Source organism: Curtobacterium sp. MCLR17_058, from assembly GCF_003234705.2.
Classification (GTDB): domain Bacteria; phylum Actinomycetota; class Actinomycetes; order Actinomycetales; family Microbacteriaceae; genus Curtobacterium; species Curtobacterium flaccumfaciens.
Genome location: NZ_CP126262.1, coordinates 2,837,849 through 2,852,899, shown reverse-complemented (window position 1 = coordinate 2,852,899; position 15,051 = coordinate 2,837,849). Strand labels below are relative to the sequence as shown.

General features: G+C 72.1%; 13 protein-coding genes. 5 read left to right on the top strand and 8 right to left on the bottom strand.

The annotated features are described in order from the left end of the window. Positions 1-5: 5 nt before the first annotated feature. The 3 genes from DEJ11_RS13485 to DEJ11_RS13475 all read right to left on the bottom strand — a co-directional run bounded on the left by DEJ11_RS13485 (position 6) and on the right by DEJ11_RS13475 (position 4,018). Positions 6-1,325, bottom strand: a complete 1,320-nt coding sequence (locus tag DEJ11_RS13485; RefSeq protein ID WP_111104915.1) for an ABC transporter substrate-binding protein — start codon at positions 1,323-1,325, stop codon at positions 6-8. Between the two features lie 535 nt (positions 1,326-1,860). Further along, a complete protein-coding gene (locus DEJ11_RS13480) occupies positions 1,861-2,964 on the bottom strand; it encodes a LacI family DNA-binding transcriptional regulator (RefSeq protein ID WP_111104917.1) in 1,104 nt (367 codons plus the stop codon). Positions 2,965-3,007: 43 nt separating this feature from the next. Further along, positions 3,008-4,018 carry a LacI family DNA-binding transcriptional regulator gene (locus DEJ11_RS13475; protein ID WP_111029965.1) on the bottom strand — a complete coding sequence of 337 codons (1,011 nt, stop codon included), beginning with the start codon at positions 4,016-4,018 and terminating at the stop codon, positions 3,008-3,010. A gap of 254 nt (positions 4,019-4,272) precedes the next feature. On the opposite strand from DEJ11_RS13475, the gene DEJ11_RS13470 reads away from it, so the two are divergent. The 4 genes from DEJ11_RS13470 to DEJ11_RS13455 all read left to right on the top strand — a co-directional run bounded on the left by DEJ11_RS13470 (position 4,273) and on the right by DEJ11_RS13455 (position 8,163). Further along, positions 4,273-5,628 carry an MFS transporter gene (locus DEJ11_RS13470; RefSeq protein WP_214540720.1) on the top strand — a complete coding sequence of 452 codons (1,356 nt, stop codon included), beginning with the start codon at positions 4,273-4,275 and terminating at the stop codon, positions 5,626-5,628. Next, positions 5,625-5,966, top strand: coding sequence for an L-rhamnose mutarotase (locus DEJ11_RS13465; protein ID WP_071247715.1), 342 nt, complete (start codon positions 5,625-5,627; stop codon positions 5,964-5,966). The genes DEJ11_RS13470 and DEJ11_RS13465 overlap by 4 nt, the downstream gene beginning before the upstream one ends. A gap of 25 nt (positions 5,967-5,991) precedes the next feature. After that, positions 5,992-6,924 (top strand): metallophosphoesterase, encoded by a 933-nt coding sequence (locus DEJ11_RS13460; RefSeq protein WP_111104920.1) that lies wholly within the window; start codon positions 5,992-5,994, stop codon positions 6,922-6,924. A 177-nt stretch (positions 6,925-7,101) separates the two neighbouring features. Beyond that, entirely contained in the window at positions 7,102-8,163 is a 1,062-nt protein-coding gene (locus tag DEJ11_RS13455) for an NADP-dependent oxidoreductase (RefSeq protein WP_051596869.1), read from the top strand. A 61-nt stretch (positions 8,164-8,224) separates the two neighbouring features. Here DEJ11_RS13455 and DEJ11_RS13450 read toward each other — a convergent pair whose 3' ends face one another. The 3 genes from DEJ11_RS13450 to DEJ11_RS13440 are packed head-to-tail and all read right to left on the bottom strand — an operon-like array spanning position 8,225 to position 11,122. Next, positions 8,225-9,085, bottom strand: coding sequence for an ABC transporter permease (locus DEJ11_RS13450; protein WP_111104922.1), 861 nt, complete (start codon positions 9,083-9,085; stop codon positions 8,225-8,227). Further along, positions 9,072-10,028, bottom strand: coding sequence for an ABC transporter ATP-binding protein (locus DEJ11_RS13445; RefSeq protein WP_258375530.1), 957 nt, complete (start codon positions 10,026-10,028; stop codon positions 9,072-9,074). The genes DEJ11_RS13450 and DEJ11_RS13445 overlap by 14 nt, the downstream gene beginning before the upstream one ends. Before the next feature lie 17 nt (positions 10,029-10,045). Further along, positions 10,046-11,122 (bottom strand): LolA family protein, encoded by a 1,077-nt coding sequence (locus DEJ11_RS13440; protein WP_146250100.1) that lies wholly within the window; start codon positions 11,120-11,122, stop codon positions 10,046-10,048. 125 nt (positions 11,123-11,247) lie between these two features. On the opposite strand from DEJ11_RS13440, the gene DEJ11_RS13435 reads away from it, so the two are divergent. Continuing rightward, positions 11,248-12,729 carry an FGGY-family carbohydrate kinase gene (locus tag DEJ11_RS13435; RefSeq protein WP_111104931.1) on the top strand — a complete coding sequence of 494 codons (1,482 nt, stop codon included), beginning with the start codon at positions 11,248-11,250 and terminating at the stop codon, positions 12,727-12,729. Between the two features lie 93 nt (positions 12,730-12,822). Here DEJ11_RS13435 and DEJ11_RS13430 read toward each other — a convergent pair whose 3' ends face one another. After that, positions 12,823-13,305: a ribose-5-phosphate isomerase gene (locus tag DEJ11_RS13430; RefSeq protein ID WP_111029970.1), complete on the bottom strand. Its 483-nt coding sequence runs from the start codon at positions 13,303-13,305 to the stop codon at positions 12,823-12,825. Continuing rightward, positions 13,302-15,041 carry a dihydroxyacetone kinase family protein gene (locus DEJ11_RS13425; RefSeq protein ID WP_111029971.1) on the bottom strand — a complete coding sequence of 580 codons (1,740 nt, stop codon included), beginning with the start codon at positions 15,039-15,041 and terminating at the stop codon, positions 13,302-13,304. The genes DEJ11_RS13430 and DEJ11_RS13425 overlap by 4 nt, the downstream gene beginning before the upstream one ends. Between the last annotated feature and the right edge of the window lie 10 nt (positions 15,042-15,051).

Sequence of the window (15,051 nt, the reverse complement as noted above, 5' to 3'; positions counted from 1 at the left end):
GCCGATCACCAGCCCTTGATGCCGAGCTGCTGTGCCTGCTGGACGACGTCGTCGTCGTACTGGTCGGCGCCCTTGCTCGCGGTGGTGATGCCCGAGCCGACCTGCACGCAGATCTTCTCGAGGTTCGGGCCCTTGATCGGGGACAGGAACTCGAGCGCGGGGCTCGCCTTGCCGTCGTCCAGGTACTGCTGCAGGTCGACGATCATCGGGGGCACGTCGTCCGGCAGCGAGCAGGTCGAGATGACGTACGGGCCGGCGGGGGTGCCGGTGTCGTTCTGCACCTGGCAGCCCTCGGTGGAGTTCGCGAAGGCGACGAACTTCTTCGCGGCCGCCAGCTTGTCACCGGTGGTCGTCTTCGGGATGTACAGGCCGTTCGGCTCCCAGATCGTCAGGTTCGTGTCCGCGGCGTCCTCGGCCGGCAGGGCGAACGCGCCGATGTCGTCGACGGCGTCGGGGGAGTCCTGCTGGATCGCGGAGATCGCGTTCGTGAGCATCGGGTACTGCGCGCCCGTACCGTCGGCCAGCATCTTCAGGCCGTTCGCCTGCGTGGCCGAGGCGTAATCCTCGTTGTAGAGGTCCTTGTCCTTGCCCTCGGCGAGGTGCTCGAACCCGGCGAGTGCGGGCTCGTCGGCGTAGGACTCCTTGTTGGCGGTGTAGTCGTCCGCCCACTTGTCGTCCTGCGCGGTGATGTTCGCGAAGTCGCCGAGGACGAACAGCTGGCTGGTCCAGGTGTCGCCGTAGGTCTGGATGATCGGGGCGACGTCGCCGGCGTCCTTGATCTTCTCGCTGTTGCTGATGAACTCGTCCCACGTGGTCGGGACCTTGAGGCCGAGGTCGTCGTAGACCTTCGTGTTGTAGAGCACCGCACCGCCGAAGCTCGTGCCGAACGGGGCGCCGTACATGCCCTTGTCGGTGCTGACGACCTTGGTGAACTGCGGGTCGACGTCACTCGCCCACTTCTCGTCGGACAGGTCCACCAGGGTGTTGTCCGGGTTGAGGGCCTGCATCAGCGAGCCGGAATTGTAGTTGAAGACGTCGGCGGCCTCGCCGGTCGACAGCCGGGTCTTGATCAGGTTGTCGCCGTCGGTGCCTTGGGGTCGGGTGTCGAACTTGACGGTGATGTCGGGGTTGGCCTTCTCGAAGGCCTCGATGAGCGGCTTCGCGGTGGCCGCGGTGGCCGGGGCGTTGTCGGCCTGGTAGGTGATCTCGACCTTGCCGCCGCCTTCGTCGGCGGAGCCGCCGGACGAGCACGCTGCGAGCCCGCCGATCAGGACCGTTGCGCCGCCGATGGCGATCGCGCGCTTGGTCACGGAACGAACTGACATTCCTTACCTCCTCGTAAGGCCCGGGGCTGGGGTACCCCGGGTGAAACGGACCCGGATCCCGCGCCGTCGCGGGGTCCGGTTACTGCGTTTTAGAACGTTTCAATCAGGATGGAACCACGAGGATTGAAGCGTGTCAATCGCTGTGCCGATTTCGTTACGCGCAGCTCGTTCGCTCGCTCGTCGTTTGGCGTTCGGTGCGAGGTTCCACGCTCGGTGACGGGCGCGCGGGCTCGCACGGAGTGCGCAACCTCGCACCGAGCCGACGCGCGGTGCTGCACCGTGCGGTGGTCGTGCCGCCCGCCGGCCGGGAGGCCCGTGCCGGCCCCGCCCCGCGCCTCCCGTCCGGTGCGCGGTCGCGTCACCGGCCCAGGTCGCCTCGTGCGCGCCGGCCCGGCCCGGCAGCCCGCTGCCCGCTGCCCGCAGCCCGCGAAAGCGACAGTGTGCCGCCGAACGTTCGCGCCGATCTGTCGCTCTGGCGGACCGGACGCAGCGACGGCCGCGGATGTGTCGCTTTCGCGGGTTGGTCCGCCGCCGGTCAGGCCTCGGTGCGCCTCGGGTCGCTCGGTGTCGTGCCGGCGACGGCTGCGGCGGCGGCCGCTGCAGCCGCACCCTCGCGGCCGAGCGTGCTCTCGCGGGGCACCAGCTCGCTGCCGAGCACGACGGTCCGGTGCACGTGCATCGGGTCGGTGAGTTCCTCGAGCAGCAGTTCCACCGCAGCCGCACCCATCTCCGAGCCGTGCATCGTCACCGAGGTCAGCGGCACCGCACCACCCCACGCCACGGAGTTGTGGTCGCAGCCCGACACGGGGATGTCCTCGGGGACGCGGATCCCGGCGGCTCGGAGCTCGGAGACGACCGCCATCGCGAGCAGGTCGGTCACGCCCAGCACTCCGTCGGGGCGTTCGTCCTCGGGCATCCGCGCGATGCGGAGCCCGGCGTCGGTGCCTCCGGGCGGGTCGATGTCCCCGGCGTCGACGTCGACGAGTACGACCCCCGGGTGCGCCGCGACGGCCCGCAGCACGCCGGCCCGTCGGCGATCGACGGGCTGCAGGTCCGGACGGGCGCTCACGAACCCGATGCGTCGGCAGCCGCGGTCGATCAGGTGCTCGGTCGCCAGGAACCCGGCCTGCTCGTTGTCCACGACCACCGCGCACGCGTCGAGCTCGGTCGGTTCGTAGTTGACGTACACGACGGGTCGGCCGTGGCGCCGCGCGACCTCGACCTGGTCACGCGACTCCGTCATCGAGGCGAGCAGGATCCCCGACACCCGGGCGCTCTCGAGGTAGGCGAGGTGTTCGCCCTGCGCCTGCAGGTCGTCCTCGCTGCTGGCGATCAGCAGGGTGAAACCGCGTTCCCGCGCGGCCAGCTGTGCGCCGTTGACCATGTCGCTGAACAGGGAGTTCCGCAGCGACATCACGACCAGGCCGATCGCGCGCGTGCTGCCGGACACCAGGGCGCGGGCGTTGCGGTTCGGGGTGTACCCGAGCGCGTCGATCGCATCCCGCACGCGTGCGGCGGTGGCGTCGGCGACCCGCTCGGGGTGGTTCAGGACGTTCGAGACCGTGGCGAGCGAGACCCCGGCCCGGGCTGCGACGTGGTGCACGCTCGGCGGACCGTCGCGCCGGGGGACATGCACCATGCTCCGATCGTAGGCGGCGGGGGAGCCGTGTCCGGACCGGGCCCTAGGCGTCGGCGACGGAGGACTGCCGCACCACGAGCTCCGGCGTGAACTCCACGTGCTCGAGGTCGATGTCCTGCCCCTGCTCGACCTGCTTCGTCAGGAGTTCGATCGCGCGGCGGCCGAGGTCCTGCGCCGGCTGCCGTACCGACGTCAGCGGGACCACGGCGGACTCGGCGAACGCGATGTCGTCGTAGCCGACGATGGCGATCTGCTCGGGCACCGCGATGGTGCCGCGCATGATGAAGGCCTGTTCGAGCCCGACCGCGAGCAGGTCGTTGGCGGCGAAGACGGCGTCCGGGCGTTCGGCGGCCGGGCGGGCCTGGATCGCCTCACCGATGCGGCGCCCTTCGAGCACGGACAGCGAGGTGGTCGGCAGGGCTTCGAGCCGGATGCCCGCGGCCTGTGCGGCGGCGAGTGCCCCGGCGTGCCGGTCGGCGACCTGGCGGATGCCGAACGGCCCGCCGACGAAGGCGATGTGGGTGCGGCCGATCGCCGCGAGGTGCTCGACCGCGATGCGGCCACCCGCGACGTCGTCGACGGAGACCGAGGCGAAGTGCTCGTCGTCGGCGCGACGGTCCACCAGCACCACGGCGGTGCCCTGGTCGCGCAGCCGTGCGAGCCGGGACAGGTCATCGCCGGCGGGGGAGATCAGGAGTCCGGCGACCCGGCGTTCCTCGAACAGGTCGACGTAGGTGCGTTCGCGGTCGGTCGACTCGTCGGAGTTGCCGATCAGGACCGCGAGGCCGTTGTCCATCGCGGCGTCCTCGGCACCCCGGGCGACGTCGGTGAAGAACGGGTTGCCCCCGTCGAGCACGATGAGGCCGACGGTGGAGCTGCGTCCGGCCCGGAGCTGCCGTGCGGAGTCGTTGCGGACGAACCCGAGCGTCGCGATCGCCGACTGCACGCGTTCCACCGTGCCGGGAGCGACCTTGTCGGGGCGGTTCAGCACGTTCGACACCGTGCCGAGGGACACGCCCGCGAGCGCTGCCACCTCTCGCACACTGACCGCCATGTGGCCATCCTGGCATCGGCGCGGTCCGCGCGGTCGGCCCGCGCCGTGATCTGTGGAAAACGCGGACGGGAGGCGCGGCGCGGGCCGGTACCGGGCCTCCCGTCCGTGGGGTGGTCGCGTCGACTGCCCGCGCACGGTGCGACGTACGCGGCTGGTGCCCGAGAACCCACCCTTGCCAGCGCGCACACCGGAGCGCTATCGTCCTCGTCGTCCCGTTGAAACGATTCACCGACGAACACGCGAACGGAGGACCAATGGCGGTCCGCATCGGAGCCCGGAACACCACGGGCTGGAAGGCCACCGTCTCGGTGGCCATGTCGAACTACATCGAGTCGGGGTCGATCATCGCGATCGCCACGAGCCTCAGTCTGTGGCAGGCGGAGTTCCGGATCGGCGACCTCGAGGTCGGCCTGCTCGCGAGCCTGTCCGCGAACGCCTTCGGTGCCGCCCTCGGCGCGATCGTCGGCGGACCGCTGTGCGATCGGTACGGCCGGAAGTTCATCTACACGTACGACCTGCTCCTCTACATGCTCGGCATCCTGCTCGCGGTGTTCGCCGGCAGCTACGGCATGCTCCTGGTCGGCTTCATCCTGACCGGCATCGCCGTCGGTGCGGGTGTGCCGGCGAGCTGGACCTACATCGCCGAGCAGGCCCCCGCGGACAAGCGCGCGGCCCACGTCGGCACGGCACAGCTCGCGTGGTCGATCGGGCCGATGGTCGGGTTCGCCCTGGCGATCGCCGCGGCCCCGCTCGGCCTGCTCGGCAGCCGCCTCATCTTCGCCCACCTGTTCGTCGTCGCCGCCATCGTGTGGTGGCTCCGCCGCGGGCTGCCCGAGTCGGCGATCTGGAAGGACGAGCGCGCGGCCACCGGCACGGCGAACTTCTTCCACGGGATCACCCAGCTGTTCAGCCGCCGGAAGAACCTGACCGCGATGCTGTTCCTGTTCGGCGTCTACGCGCTCTGGAACACCGTCGCCGGGCAGGCCGGCATCTTCCAGCCACGGGTGTACGCGGCGACCGGGGTCACGAGCGTCACCGAGCAGTACGGACTGCAGATCCTGGTCTGGGGCTGCACCGTGGCCGCGACGTACTTCGGCTTCATGCGGTACGCCGACCGGGTCAGCCGCCGCGCGCTCTACGCCGCCGGGGCCGTGCTGGCGATCATCGCGTGGGCCGTCCTCATCTACGCGCCCGCCAACCTCGGCACCCTGCTGTTCTTCGCCGTGGCGTGGGGCATCTCGTCGGGCATCGGCGCGCAGGCGTTCTACGGCCTGTGGACGAGCGAGCTCTTCGCCACCCGGTACCGCGCCAGCGCCCAGGGCGTGCTGTTCCTGGCAGCCCGCGTCATGGTCGGCCTGCTGAGCATCTGGTTCCCGCTGCTGCTGTCGGACATCGGGCTGCGGGCCCTCGGCGGCCTGATCCTGGGCCTCCTCGCGCTGTCGTTCCTGGTCGGCACGATCTGGGCACCGCGGACGCAGGGCAAGACCCTCGAGGCGATCGAGGCCGAGCGCTACGGCACCGTCACCACGGTCACCGGGACGGTCCGCACCGCCGACGAGCGCACCGTCCACGACGCCGAGCAGCGTCGCCGCGAACAGGCCGGCCGGTGACCCGCGTCTGCTTCCGGCTGCAGGTGCAGGTCGAGCTGCTCGACGCCTACCGCGAGCGGCACGCCGCCGTGTGGCCGGCGATGCTCCGGGCGATCGCGGCGGCGGGGCGGCGGAACTACTCGCTGTTCCTCGACGACGACGGGCTGCTCATCGGGTACTACGAGACGGACTCGGTGGCCGATGCGGACGCCGCGCTCGCCGCGTCCGAGGTGGCCACGGCGTGGGAGGCGCACATGCAGGACCTCTTCGCCGGGGCCACCGGGCGCGCCGACCAGACGGCGCGGGTGCTGCCCGAGGTGTTCAACCTCGAGGACCAGCTCGCGGCCGCGCCGGACTGACGGGGGCCGTGGCTACCGTGGACGCATGCAGCCGCCAGCAGCCGGGACCCTCCGCATCCTCCACCTCTCCGACACCCACCTGACCGGCGACGGAGCCCTGCACCAGGGCGCGGTCGACACCACGGCCGCGCTCGAACGGCTGCTCGCCCACGTCGACGAGGTGCCCGGCATCGGGCTGGTGGTGGTCTCGGGCGACGTCTCCGAGGACGGCAGCCCCGAGTCCTACGCGACCGTGCGGGACCGCGTCGGCGGCTGGGCGGAGCGGCACGGCGCGGCCGTCGTCGCGGTTCCCGGCAACCACGACCTGCGCGAGGGCTTCCGGCAGGTCCTGGCCAACGGGCACGTCCTGGGCCAGGGCGGCACGGCGCTGATGCACACGATGGAGTACCTGCCGCCGACTGTCCCTGTCTCCGGGCAGTCGGTCGTCGCGGGTCGACGGATCGTGACCGTCGACACGAGCGTCCCCGGTGCCGGGTACGGCGAGCTCAGCGACACGGCGCTCGAGCACCTGCGCACGGCCCTCGCCGAAGACGCCCACAGCGGCCCGGACGACGCCCCGCACGGCACCGTCGTCGTCCTGCACCACCCGCCGCTGCCCGCCCCGACCGAGCTGCACGAGGCCCTCCGCCTGCAGAACCCCGAGGCGCTCGCCGACGTCATCCGTGGTTCCGACGTGCGGGTCGTCCTCGCAGGCCACTACCACCACCACTTCGCCGGGTCGCTCGCCGGCGTCCCGGTCCTCGTCGCCCCCGGTGTCGCGAACGACACCGACGTGGTCGGCCCGTACGACGAGGAATCCGCCGTCGTCGACAGCGGCGCACTCGTCGTCGACGTCGCCGCGGACGGCTCCGTCTGGTCGACACCGGTCCGCGTGCCACGGGGCGACGCCGACCCGCGGGCGTTCCGCCTCGACCCCGAGACGGTCCGCGCCGTCATCGCGGCCGCCGGCAAGCACTGAGCCCGGTCCCCACGCGCGGTGGACGCGCGTGACGGCGGACTGGAGGCCCGTGGCGGCGCCGCCACGGGCCTCCAGTCCGTCGTCTGGTCACGTCCACAGCCGCGGTACCCCACGTCTTCGGGTTGTGTGCGGGAACACCGAGTAGCACGGACGCACACCTGGAGCGAAGGAGCACCCATGCGAGTCGGCAGTGCAGTGCAGTACGACCGGTACGGCGACTTCGACGTCGTCGAGCTCGTCCCCCAGCAGAAGCCCGAGGCCGGACCGGGCGAGATCGTCGTCGAGATCGTGGCCGCGGGCCTGAACCACATCGAGCGGTTCCTGCGTGAGGGGAAGCTCCGCGACCACGTCGACCTCGAGTTCCCCGCACACCAGGGCGTCGACTTCGCCGGCATCGTGCGCGCGCGGGGCGACGGCGTGAAGGACCTCCGCATCGGCGACGAGGTGATGGGGCACGCGCCGACCGGCGGCGCCCACGCCACGTGGATCGCGGTGCCGCGCGGCGCCGTCATCAAGAAGCCGGAGCACGTCGGGTGGGAGGTCGCCGGCGGCCTGTACCTGGCTGGCTGCACCGCGGTGTCGGTCGTCCGGTCGCTCCGGCTCGGACCGCAGGACACCGTCGTCATCTCGGCCGCAGCCGGTGGCGTCGGACACATCGAGTGCCAGCTGGCGCACGATGCCGGCGCGACCGTGATCGCCCTCGGCAGCCCCCGCAACCACGACTACCTGCGACAGATCGGCACGCTGCCCGTCGCCTACGGTGAGGGCGAGGAAGACCGTATCCGCGACATCGCCGACGGCCGGCCGATCACCGCGTTCATCGACAACCACGGCGAGAGCAACGCCGAGCTGCTGGCCGAACGGCTCGGCGTCGGCCAGGAGCGCTTCGTGTCGTCGGAGGAGCGCCGGGACATCGAGGTCCGGTTCCTCCGTGCACCCGCCGAGGACGAGGAGACGCGCGAGCTGCTCACCCTGCTGGCGAAGGCCGTGCAGGACCGTCGCGTGCAGGTGCTGATCTCGGGCTTCTACCCGTTCGAGTACATCGTCGAGGCCTACGAGGACCTGGCCGAGATGAAGTCCCGCGGCAAGGTCGTGATCGGGATGCAGACGGTGGAGACCGGGGCGCGGCTCGACTGGTACCGCTCCGAGAAGGCCCGTGACCTGCGCGACCGGTACGCCGATGCGCGGGGGACCGACACGGAGACGATGGCCGGCGGATCGGCGTCGCCCGCGAGCTGAGCGAGCGGAGCGAGCTGCCCGTCGCAGGGGCCCGACACCTTCGTGTCGGGCCCCTGCCGCGTCAGCTCAGGATGTCCTTCGAGGCGAACCGGCTGTACGCCAGCGCCCCGAACACCACGACGTACCCGAGCTGCAGCACCGCGTTCGACCCGAACGAGTCGAACGAGATCGGGTCGCGCAGCAGGTCGCCGAACCCGAGCCACTGGTGCGAGAACAGGAACGGGTGCAGCCAGTCGAGCTGGGGGAGCTGGTCGAGCACCTGCGACGCCCCGGCGAGCACGACCGTCGCGGCCATCGCCCCGACCGGCACGTTCGTCAGCGTCGAGGTGAACATGCCGATCGCCACGAGCCCGAGCATCGACATCGCGACGTACAGCGCGAGCAGCAGGGCACGGCCGGCGTACGACCAGCCGCCCACCTGGGTGCCGGAGAGCAGCGTGACGGGGCCGATCGGGAACAGCACGGCGCCGATCGCCGCGCCGACCAGGACGACAAGGAGTGTGGCGGCCATGCAGAACGCGACGGCACCGGCGAACTTCACCAGGATGAACCGCACGCGGCCCGTCGGTGCGACGAGCAGGTAGCGGATCGTGCCGTGGCTGGCCTCGCCTGCGACGGTGTCCCCGGCGACCACGCCGACGGTCAGCGGCAGGAACAGCGGGATCGACACGGTCAGTGCGGTGAACGCCACGAACAGGCCGTTGTTGGTGATGTCGCCGAGGAACGCCGGCCCGCCGTCGTCGCCGTCGGTGGTGAGCTTCACGGCGACCGCGATCAGGATCGGCACGAGCGCGAGTGCCCCGAGCATCGCCCAGGTGCGGCGACGCCGGAACACCAGCGCGAGTTCAGAACCGAGCAGTGCGAACGGGCGCTGCCGGCGGCGGACGGGCAGGTCGCGCACGGCCGCGTCAGGCTGCGACATCGAATCCCTCTCCGGTGAGTGCGACGAACAGGTCCTCGAGGGTGCCGCCGCCCACCGTCAGACCGCGCACCCGGACGTCGGCGCGCACGAGCTCCGCGGTGATCGTCTCGGGCAGCAGCGCGTTCGGCAGGTCGGCCACCAGCACGTCGGCCCCGCCGTCGTGCCGCGGGGTGAGCCCGAGTCGGGTGAGGACGGCACCGGCCTGCCCGACGTCGGGCGTCCGCACGGTCACGGTGCGGGCCCCGGCTGCGCGCAGCTCGTCGAGGGGCCCCTGCGCGACGATCTTGCCCGTCCGCATGACCGCTGCGTGCGTGCAGACCTGTTCGATCTCGGCCAGCAGGTGGCTGGACACGAACACCGTGGTGCCGTCGTCGGCCAGGGAGCGGATGAGGTTGCGGACCTCGCGGGTGCCCTGCGGGTCGAGGCCGTTCGTCGGCTCGTCGAGCACCAGCAGGTCGCGCGGGGACAGCAGGGCGTTCGCGAGACCGAGTCGCTGCTTCATGCCGAGGGAGTACGCGTGCGCCTTCTTGTCGGCCGCGTGGGTCAGCCCGACGCGGTCGAGGGCACCGGCCACGCGGGCCTTGCGGGTGCGCGGGTCCGACGTGGGGTCGGCGGCGTCGAAGCGCTGCAGGTTCGCCCGGCCGGACAGGTACGGGTAGAAGGCCGGCCCCTCGACGAGCGCGCCGACGCGGGGCAGGACGTCGTGCAGCGCCTTCGGCATCGGTTCGCCGAGCAGCTCGATGGTGCCGCCGCTCGCGCTCGAGAGCCCGAGCAGCATCCGGATCGTGGTGGTCTTGCCGGAACCGTTCGGCCCGAGGAACCCGAACACCGCGCCGCGCGGCACCGCCAGGTCGATCCCGTCGACCGCACGCTGCTTGCGGAACACCTTCTGGAGGCCCGTGGTGCGGATCGCCAGGTCGGGTCCCGGTCCGGCCGTGCTCACCTCATGGTCGTCCGCGCTCACTTCGCGGCGTCGACCAGGGAGGCGACCGGCACGGCACCCGCGAGCACGCGGCCGTCGTCGGTCAGGTAGACCGAGACGAGCGACGTCTGCACGGCACGGCCGCCGTCGACGGGCTTCGTCAGCTGGTCGAGCAGGCCGGAGGCCTCGCCCTCGAGCCCGGACCGGTCGACCGTGCCGGCGGGGAGCTCGGCGATGGTGCTCCAGCCCGTGCCCGTGAAGGTCGGCTCGTCACCGCTCGGGGTGCCACGGTGGTCGCCGTGCTCGCCCTTCGCGTGGGATCCGGCCTCGGACAGGTCCTTCTCGGTCACCTTCGCGTTCGACGGCGGGGTGAAGTCGAAGAGCCGGGCAGCGGGGGCGCCGTAGTCGAGGCTCGTGAACCCGACCTGCACCGCGGGGTCGTCCGCGCCTGCGGCCTGGACGCTCGCGCGGAGCGGGAGTCCGGTCTGTTGGTCGACGGCCAGCCGGACGGCTCCGACGAGGGTGTCGGACGACTTCGGCGTCAGGGTGATCTGCCAGGCGTCGTGTCCGGCGACGCTGACCTCGGTCGGCTTCGACACGGTGGTGGTCGGGGTGATCGCGTCGATGGCCTGCTTCGCGATGTCCGCCGGGGTGGTCGTGCCACCCCGCGGGTCCTTCGCGGTGTCGCTCGGCAGGGTCACGTGCGTGGCCGTGCGCTCCTTCGAGTCCCAGGTCCAGACGTCCGAGCCGTTGCGGACGACGTCCTGCTCGGCGAGCTGCTGCGTCAGCTGGACGCGCTGCTTGTCGGGGCCGTCGACGTAGACCCGGGCGGTGTGCGACGCGGTGAGCAGCCCGAGCACGTCGGAGGCGTCGCCCTCGAGCGAGGAGCCGCCGGACCCGGTGGGCAGTTCGGGGAGCCCGAGTGCGCTCGTCTGCGAGAGCTTGCCCGAGTACCGGGCGTCCGACGACTTCGCGATGCTGGCGATGACGGCCGCCGCGCTGGGGTTCGTCCCCGCGATCGGGTCGTTCGCGGCGTTCGCGATCATCGGGGCGGCAACGGCGCCGGCGACGACGACCGGTGCGATGACGGCTGGCAGCCAGGCTGACTTCTTCATCGGGTTCCCCTCGTGGAGCATTGGAGTCGTCGGTACCGTACGTCCGGCCCCCGACAGGCAGCTGGGCGTCGCTCGTAGACTCGTGGCGCGACCGGCGGCGGTCGTGTGGCGGCGAAGGAGGCGGCATGCGAGCGGTGCTCGGTCTGGACATCGGGACGTCGAGCACGAAGGCGTTGCTGGCCCGGTTCGACGGCACCGTGCTCGCCGAGGTGAGCCGTCGCCACGAGGTCGACCGCCCCGAGCAGGGCCTCGTCGAGATGGACTCCGACGTCTGGTGGGAGGAGTTCACCGCCCTCACCCGCTCCCTGCTCGACCGCGTGCCCGACGTCGAGGTGCAGGCGGTCGGCGTGAGCGGCATCGGACCGTGCGCGCTGCTGACCGACGTCGACGGTGCGCCGCTCGGTCCGGCGATCCTGTACGGCATCGACACCCGAACGGCGGAGTTGCTCGACGACGTCACGGCCGAGCTCGGCGGCGAGGGCGCGATCCGTGCCCGCTGCGGGTCCGCCCTGAGCACTCAGGCCGCCGGCGTGAAGCTCGCCTGGCTCGCCCGGCACGAACCCGACGTCTGGGCGCGGGCCGCCCGGTTCACGATGCCGTCGTCCCGCGTGGTCGAGCGGTTGACGGGCGAGTACGTCCTCGACCACCACTCGGCCAGTCAGACGACACCCCTCTACGACGTGCACGTGAACGCGTGGATCCCGGAGTGGTGCGACCGGCTGGCACCCGGTCTCGAGATGCCGCGCCTGCTGTGGTCGGGCGACCAGGCGGGCGTCGTGACGCCCGAGGCGGCCGCTGCCACGGGCCTCCCGGCCGGCATCCCCGTGACGGCCGGGACCATCGACGCCTGGGCCGAGGGCGTGAGCGTCGGTGAGTCCGTGCCGGGCCGGATGTTCCTGCAGTACGGCACCACGATGTTCATGATCGTGCCGACGGCCGAACCCACGGCGGTGCCGGGGATGTGGACGACCGTCGGCACGCACCCGGGCCAGCCGAGCGTGTCCGGGGGGATGGCGACCTCCGGGGCGATCACGGACTGGCTGCGACGGCTGGTCGACGGCGAGTGGTCGACCATGCTCGAGGAAGCGCGGTGCTCCGGCATCGGGGCGAACGGGCTGCTGATGCTGCCGTACTTCGCGGGGGAGCGGACGCCGATCGCCGACCCCGACGCCCGCGGAGTGCTCGCGGGGCTGACGGTCCGGCACACGCGCGGGGACATCTACCGGGCGACGCTCGAGGCGACGGCGTACGCGGTACGGCACCACCTCGAGGCCCTGCGCGACGCCGGGGTAGAGGTCCGCGAACTCGTCGGGGCCGGCGGCGGGCTGCTCGGACGGCTGTGGCCCACGATCGTGTCGGACGTCACCGGGCTGCGGCAGACGGTGCCGAGCGTGACGATCGGTGCCTGCTTCGGCTCGGCGTACCTGGCTGCCGAGCTCGTCGCGGGGCCGGGCGACACCGTGGACATCGGTGCGTGGAACCCGCCGGCGACGGTGATCGAACCGGACCCTGCGGCGACCGCGGCGTACGAGGCCGGCTACCGGGACTACCGCGAGCTGTACGAGGCGACGAAGGCCGTCGTGCACCGCCTGGCCGCGCGCGGCTGATCGGCGGCGCTCGGCGGAACACCGGTGTTCGCGTGCCGAACACCCGAACGGGCGTGTTCAGCGTGCGAACACCGGTGTCGTGCGGGACCCTGCCTACGCCTGGGCGTCGACCCCGGCCGGTGCGCTGCCGTCGTACTCGCAGATGGCGTTGACCTTCTCGGCGCTGGCACTGGAACGGTCGAACTCGTAGCCGAGCCACTCCTTCGCCAGACGGCGGGCGAGCTCGACGCCGACGACGCGCTGCCCCATGCAGAGCACCTGGGCGTCGTTCGACAGGATCGACCGTTCCACGCTGTACGAGTCGTGCGCGGTGACGGCACGGATGCCCGGCACCTTGTTGGCGCTGATCGCCACACCGAGGCCGGTGCCGCAGATCAGGATCGCCCGGTCGGCCTCGCCGTTCGCCACCAGGCGCGCGGCGTCCACGGCGACGTGCGGGTAGGCGGTGTGGCCGTCCGCGTCGACGCCGACGTCGGTGACGTCCGACACCCGGTCGTCGGCGAGCAGGTCGGCCTTGATGATCTCCTTGTAGTCGAACCCGGCGTCGTCGGACCCGATCACGAGACGGTACGTCATGCGTGTGTTCCTTCCTTGTCAGCACGGGCGGCGAGGACCTCGCCGATCCGCGTGAGGATCATCCCCATCGAGGTGGCACCCGCGTCGGGTGTCCCCAGGCTCTTCTCGGCCAGCGGCCTGGCCCGTCCGACCCTCGGCGTGAGGTCGGCGGTGGCCTCGGCCTGCTCGACCGCGACCCGCGCCGCGGTCTCCCACGCTGCCACGAGCGGTGCGCCGGTGTCGACGGCCCGGCGCAGTTCGTCCACGAACGGCAGCAGCGCGTCGAGCAGCGTCTTGTCCCCGCGGGACGCCCCGCCCAGGTGGACGATCGAGTCGGCGAAGGCCTGCGCCGCGTCGACGACGTCGGACGCCTGGTACGACTCGCGGTCGTCGCCGAGGGAGCGGCCGAACGCCTCGAGTGCGGCGCCCCACAGGACACCGGAGGTGCCGCCCGCGAACGCGGCCCACGCGTCACCGGCGCGTCCGAGGACGAAGGCGACCCCCGCCTCCGGGCCGAGCCCGTCGACCGCCTTGCGCGCCGCACCGATCCCCTTGACCATTCCGCGGCCGTGGTCGCCGTCCCCGGCGACCGCGTCGATGCGGCCGAGCGTCTCCTCGTGCTCGCGCAGGAGCGCGTCCATCGCCTCGACGGCGGCTCGCACCGTCTGCGCGGCATGCCGGGAGGCATCGGTCGCCTCCGGCACGACCGTCGCCTCGTCCTCGGCGGCGTCCACCGCGTCGGCCGGCACGAGCGCCGCGACCGGCGCCGCCACCTTGCGGTACGCGGGCGTGTAGGCGTCGGCGCGCCAGAGCCGTTCGAGTTCGTCGTCGAGCCACTGCAGCGTCAGCGAGCAGCCGCCCATGTCGAGGCTCGTGACGAGTTCGCCGACCTCGGGTTCGACGACCTGGAGCCCGGCTTCCTGCAGCAGCGGCAGCACCCGGCCCCAGAGCAGGAAGAGCTCCTCGTACTTGGTGTCACCGAGCCCGTTGAGGATCGGGGCGACCCGGGAGCCGGCGGCTGCGGGGCGGTCGGTGAGCAGCCGTTCGGCGAGCAGGGACGCCAGGTCCGTCGCCCGGAGCAGCGGGACGTCCTGGATGCCCGGCTCGCCGTGGATGCCGAGCCCCAGGCCGAGGTGGCCGTCGGGGACGGTGAACAGCGGTTCGGTCGCACCGGGCATGGTGCAGCCGGAGAACGCGACGCCGATGGTGCGGGTCGCGGCGTTCGACGCCCGGCCGATCCGTTCGACCTCGTCGAGGTCGGCTCCCTCGGCAGCGGCGGCGCCCATCGCCTTGAAGACGGAGAAGTCACCGGCGATGCCGCGGCGCTTCGTCTCGTCGTCGGCACTGGCGACGTCGTCGGTGACCACGACGATGCGGGTGTCGATGCCCTCGGCACGCAGCCGCTCGGCCGCGAGCCCGAAGTTCATGGTGTCACCGGCGTAGTTGCCGAACGACAGCACGACACCGCGGCCCTGGTCGGCGGCCTTGGCGACCGAGTAGACCTGCGCGGTCGACGGCGAGGTGAAGACGTTGCCGACGACGGCGCCGGTGGCGAAGCCCGGGCCGACGACGCCGCAGAACGCGGGGTAGTGGCCGGAGCCGCCCCCGACGACGACGGCGACCTGCGGTGCGGCCCCCTCGGTGGGCAGGGTGACGACGCCGCCGTGGACGCCGCGGACCCGGTCGGCGTAGAGCGCGAGCCAGCCGCTCAGCTGGTCTTCGGCGAACTCGTCCGGGTCGTCGTGGATCGTGGTCATGGTGCGGGTC

Bases quoted from the DNA above. Each gene is read 5' to 3' on its own strand.
- DEJ11_RS13475 (WP_111029965.1), bottom strand. From the start codon at position 4,018: ATGGCGGTCAGTGTGCGAGAGGTGGCAGCGCTCGCGGGCGTGTCCCTC.
- DEJ11_RS13435 (WP_111104931.1), top strand. From the start codon at position 11,248: ATGCGAGCGGTGCTCGGTCTGGACATCGGGACGTCGAGCACGAAGGCG.
- DEJ11_RS13460 (WP_111104920.1), top strand. From the start codon at position 5,992: ATGCAGCCGCCAGCAGCCGGGACCCTCCGCATCCTCCACCTCTCCGAC.
- DEJ11_RS13430 (WP_111029970.1), bottom strand. From the start codon at position 13,305: ATGACGTACCGTCTCGTGATCGGGTCCGACGACGCCGGGTTCGACTAC.
- DEJ11_RS13470 (WP_214540720.1), top strand. From the start codon at position 4,273: ATGGCGGTCCGCATCGGAGCCCGGAACACCACGGGCTGGAAGGCCACC.
- DEJ11_RS13450 (WP_111104922.1), bottom strand. From the start codon at position 9,085: ATGTCGCAGCCTGACGCGGCCGTGCGCGACCTGCCCGTCCGCCGCCGG.
- DEJ11_RS13480 (WP_111104917.1), bottom strand. From the start codon at position 2,964: ATGGTGCATGTCCCCCGGCGCGACGGTCCGCCGAGCGTGCACCACGTC.
- DEJ11_RS13485 (WP_111104915.1), bottom strand. From the start codon at position 1,325: ATGTCAGTTCGTTCCGTGACCAAGCGCGCGATCGCCATCGGCGGCGCA.
- DEJ11_RS13440 (WP_146250100.1), bottom strand. From the start codon at position 11,122: ATGAAGAAGTCAGCCTGGCTGCCAGCCGTCATCGCACCGGTCGTCGTC.
- DEJ11_RS13425 (WP_111029971.1), bottom strand. From the start codon at position 15,041: ATGACCACGATCCACGACGACCCGGACGAGTTCGCCGAAGACCAGCTG.
- DEJ11_RS13455 (WP_051596869.1), top strand. From the start codon at position 7,102: ATGCGAGTCGGCAGTGCAGTGCAGTACGACCGGTACGGCGACTTCGAC.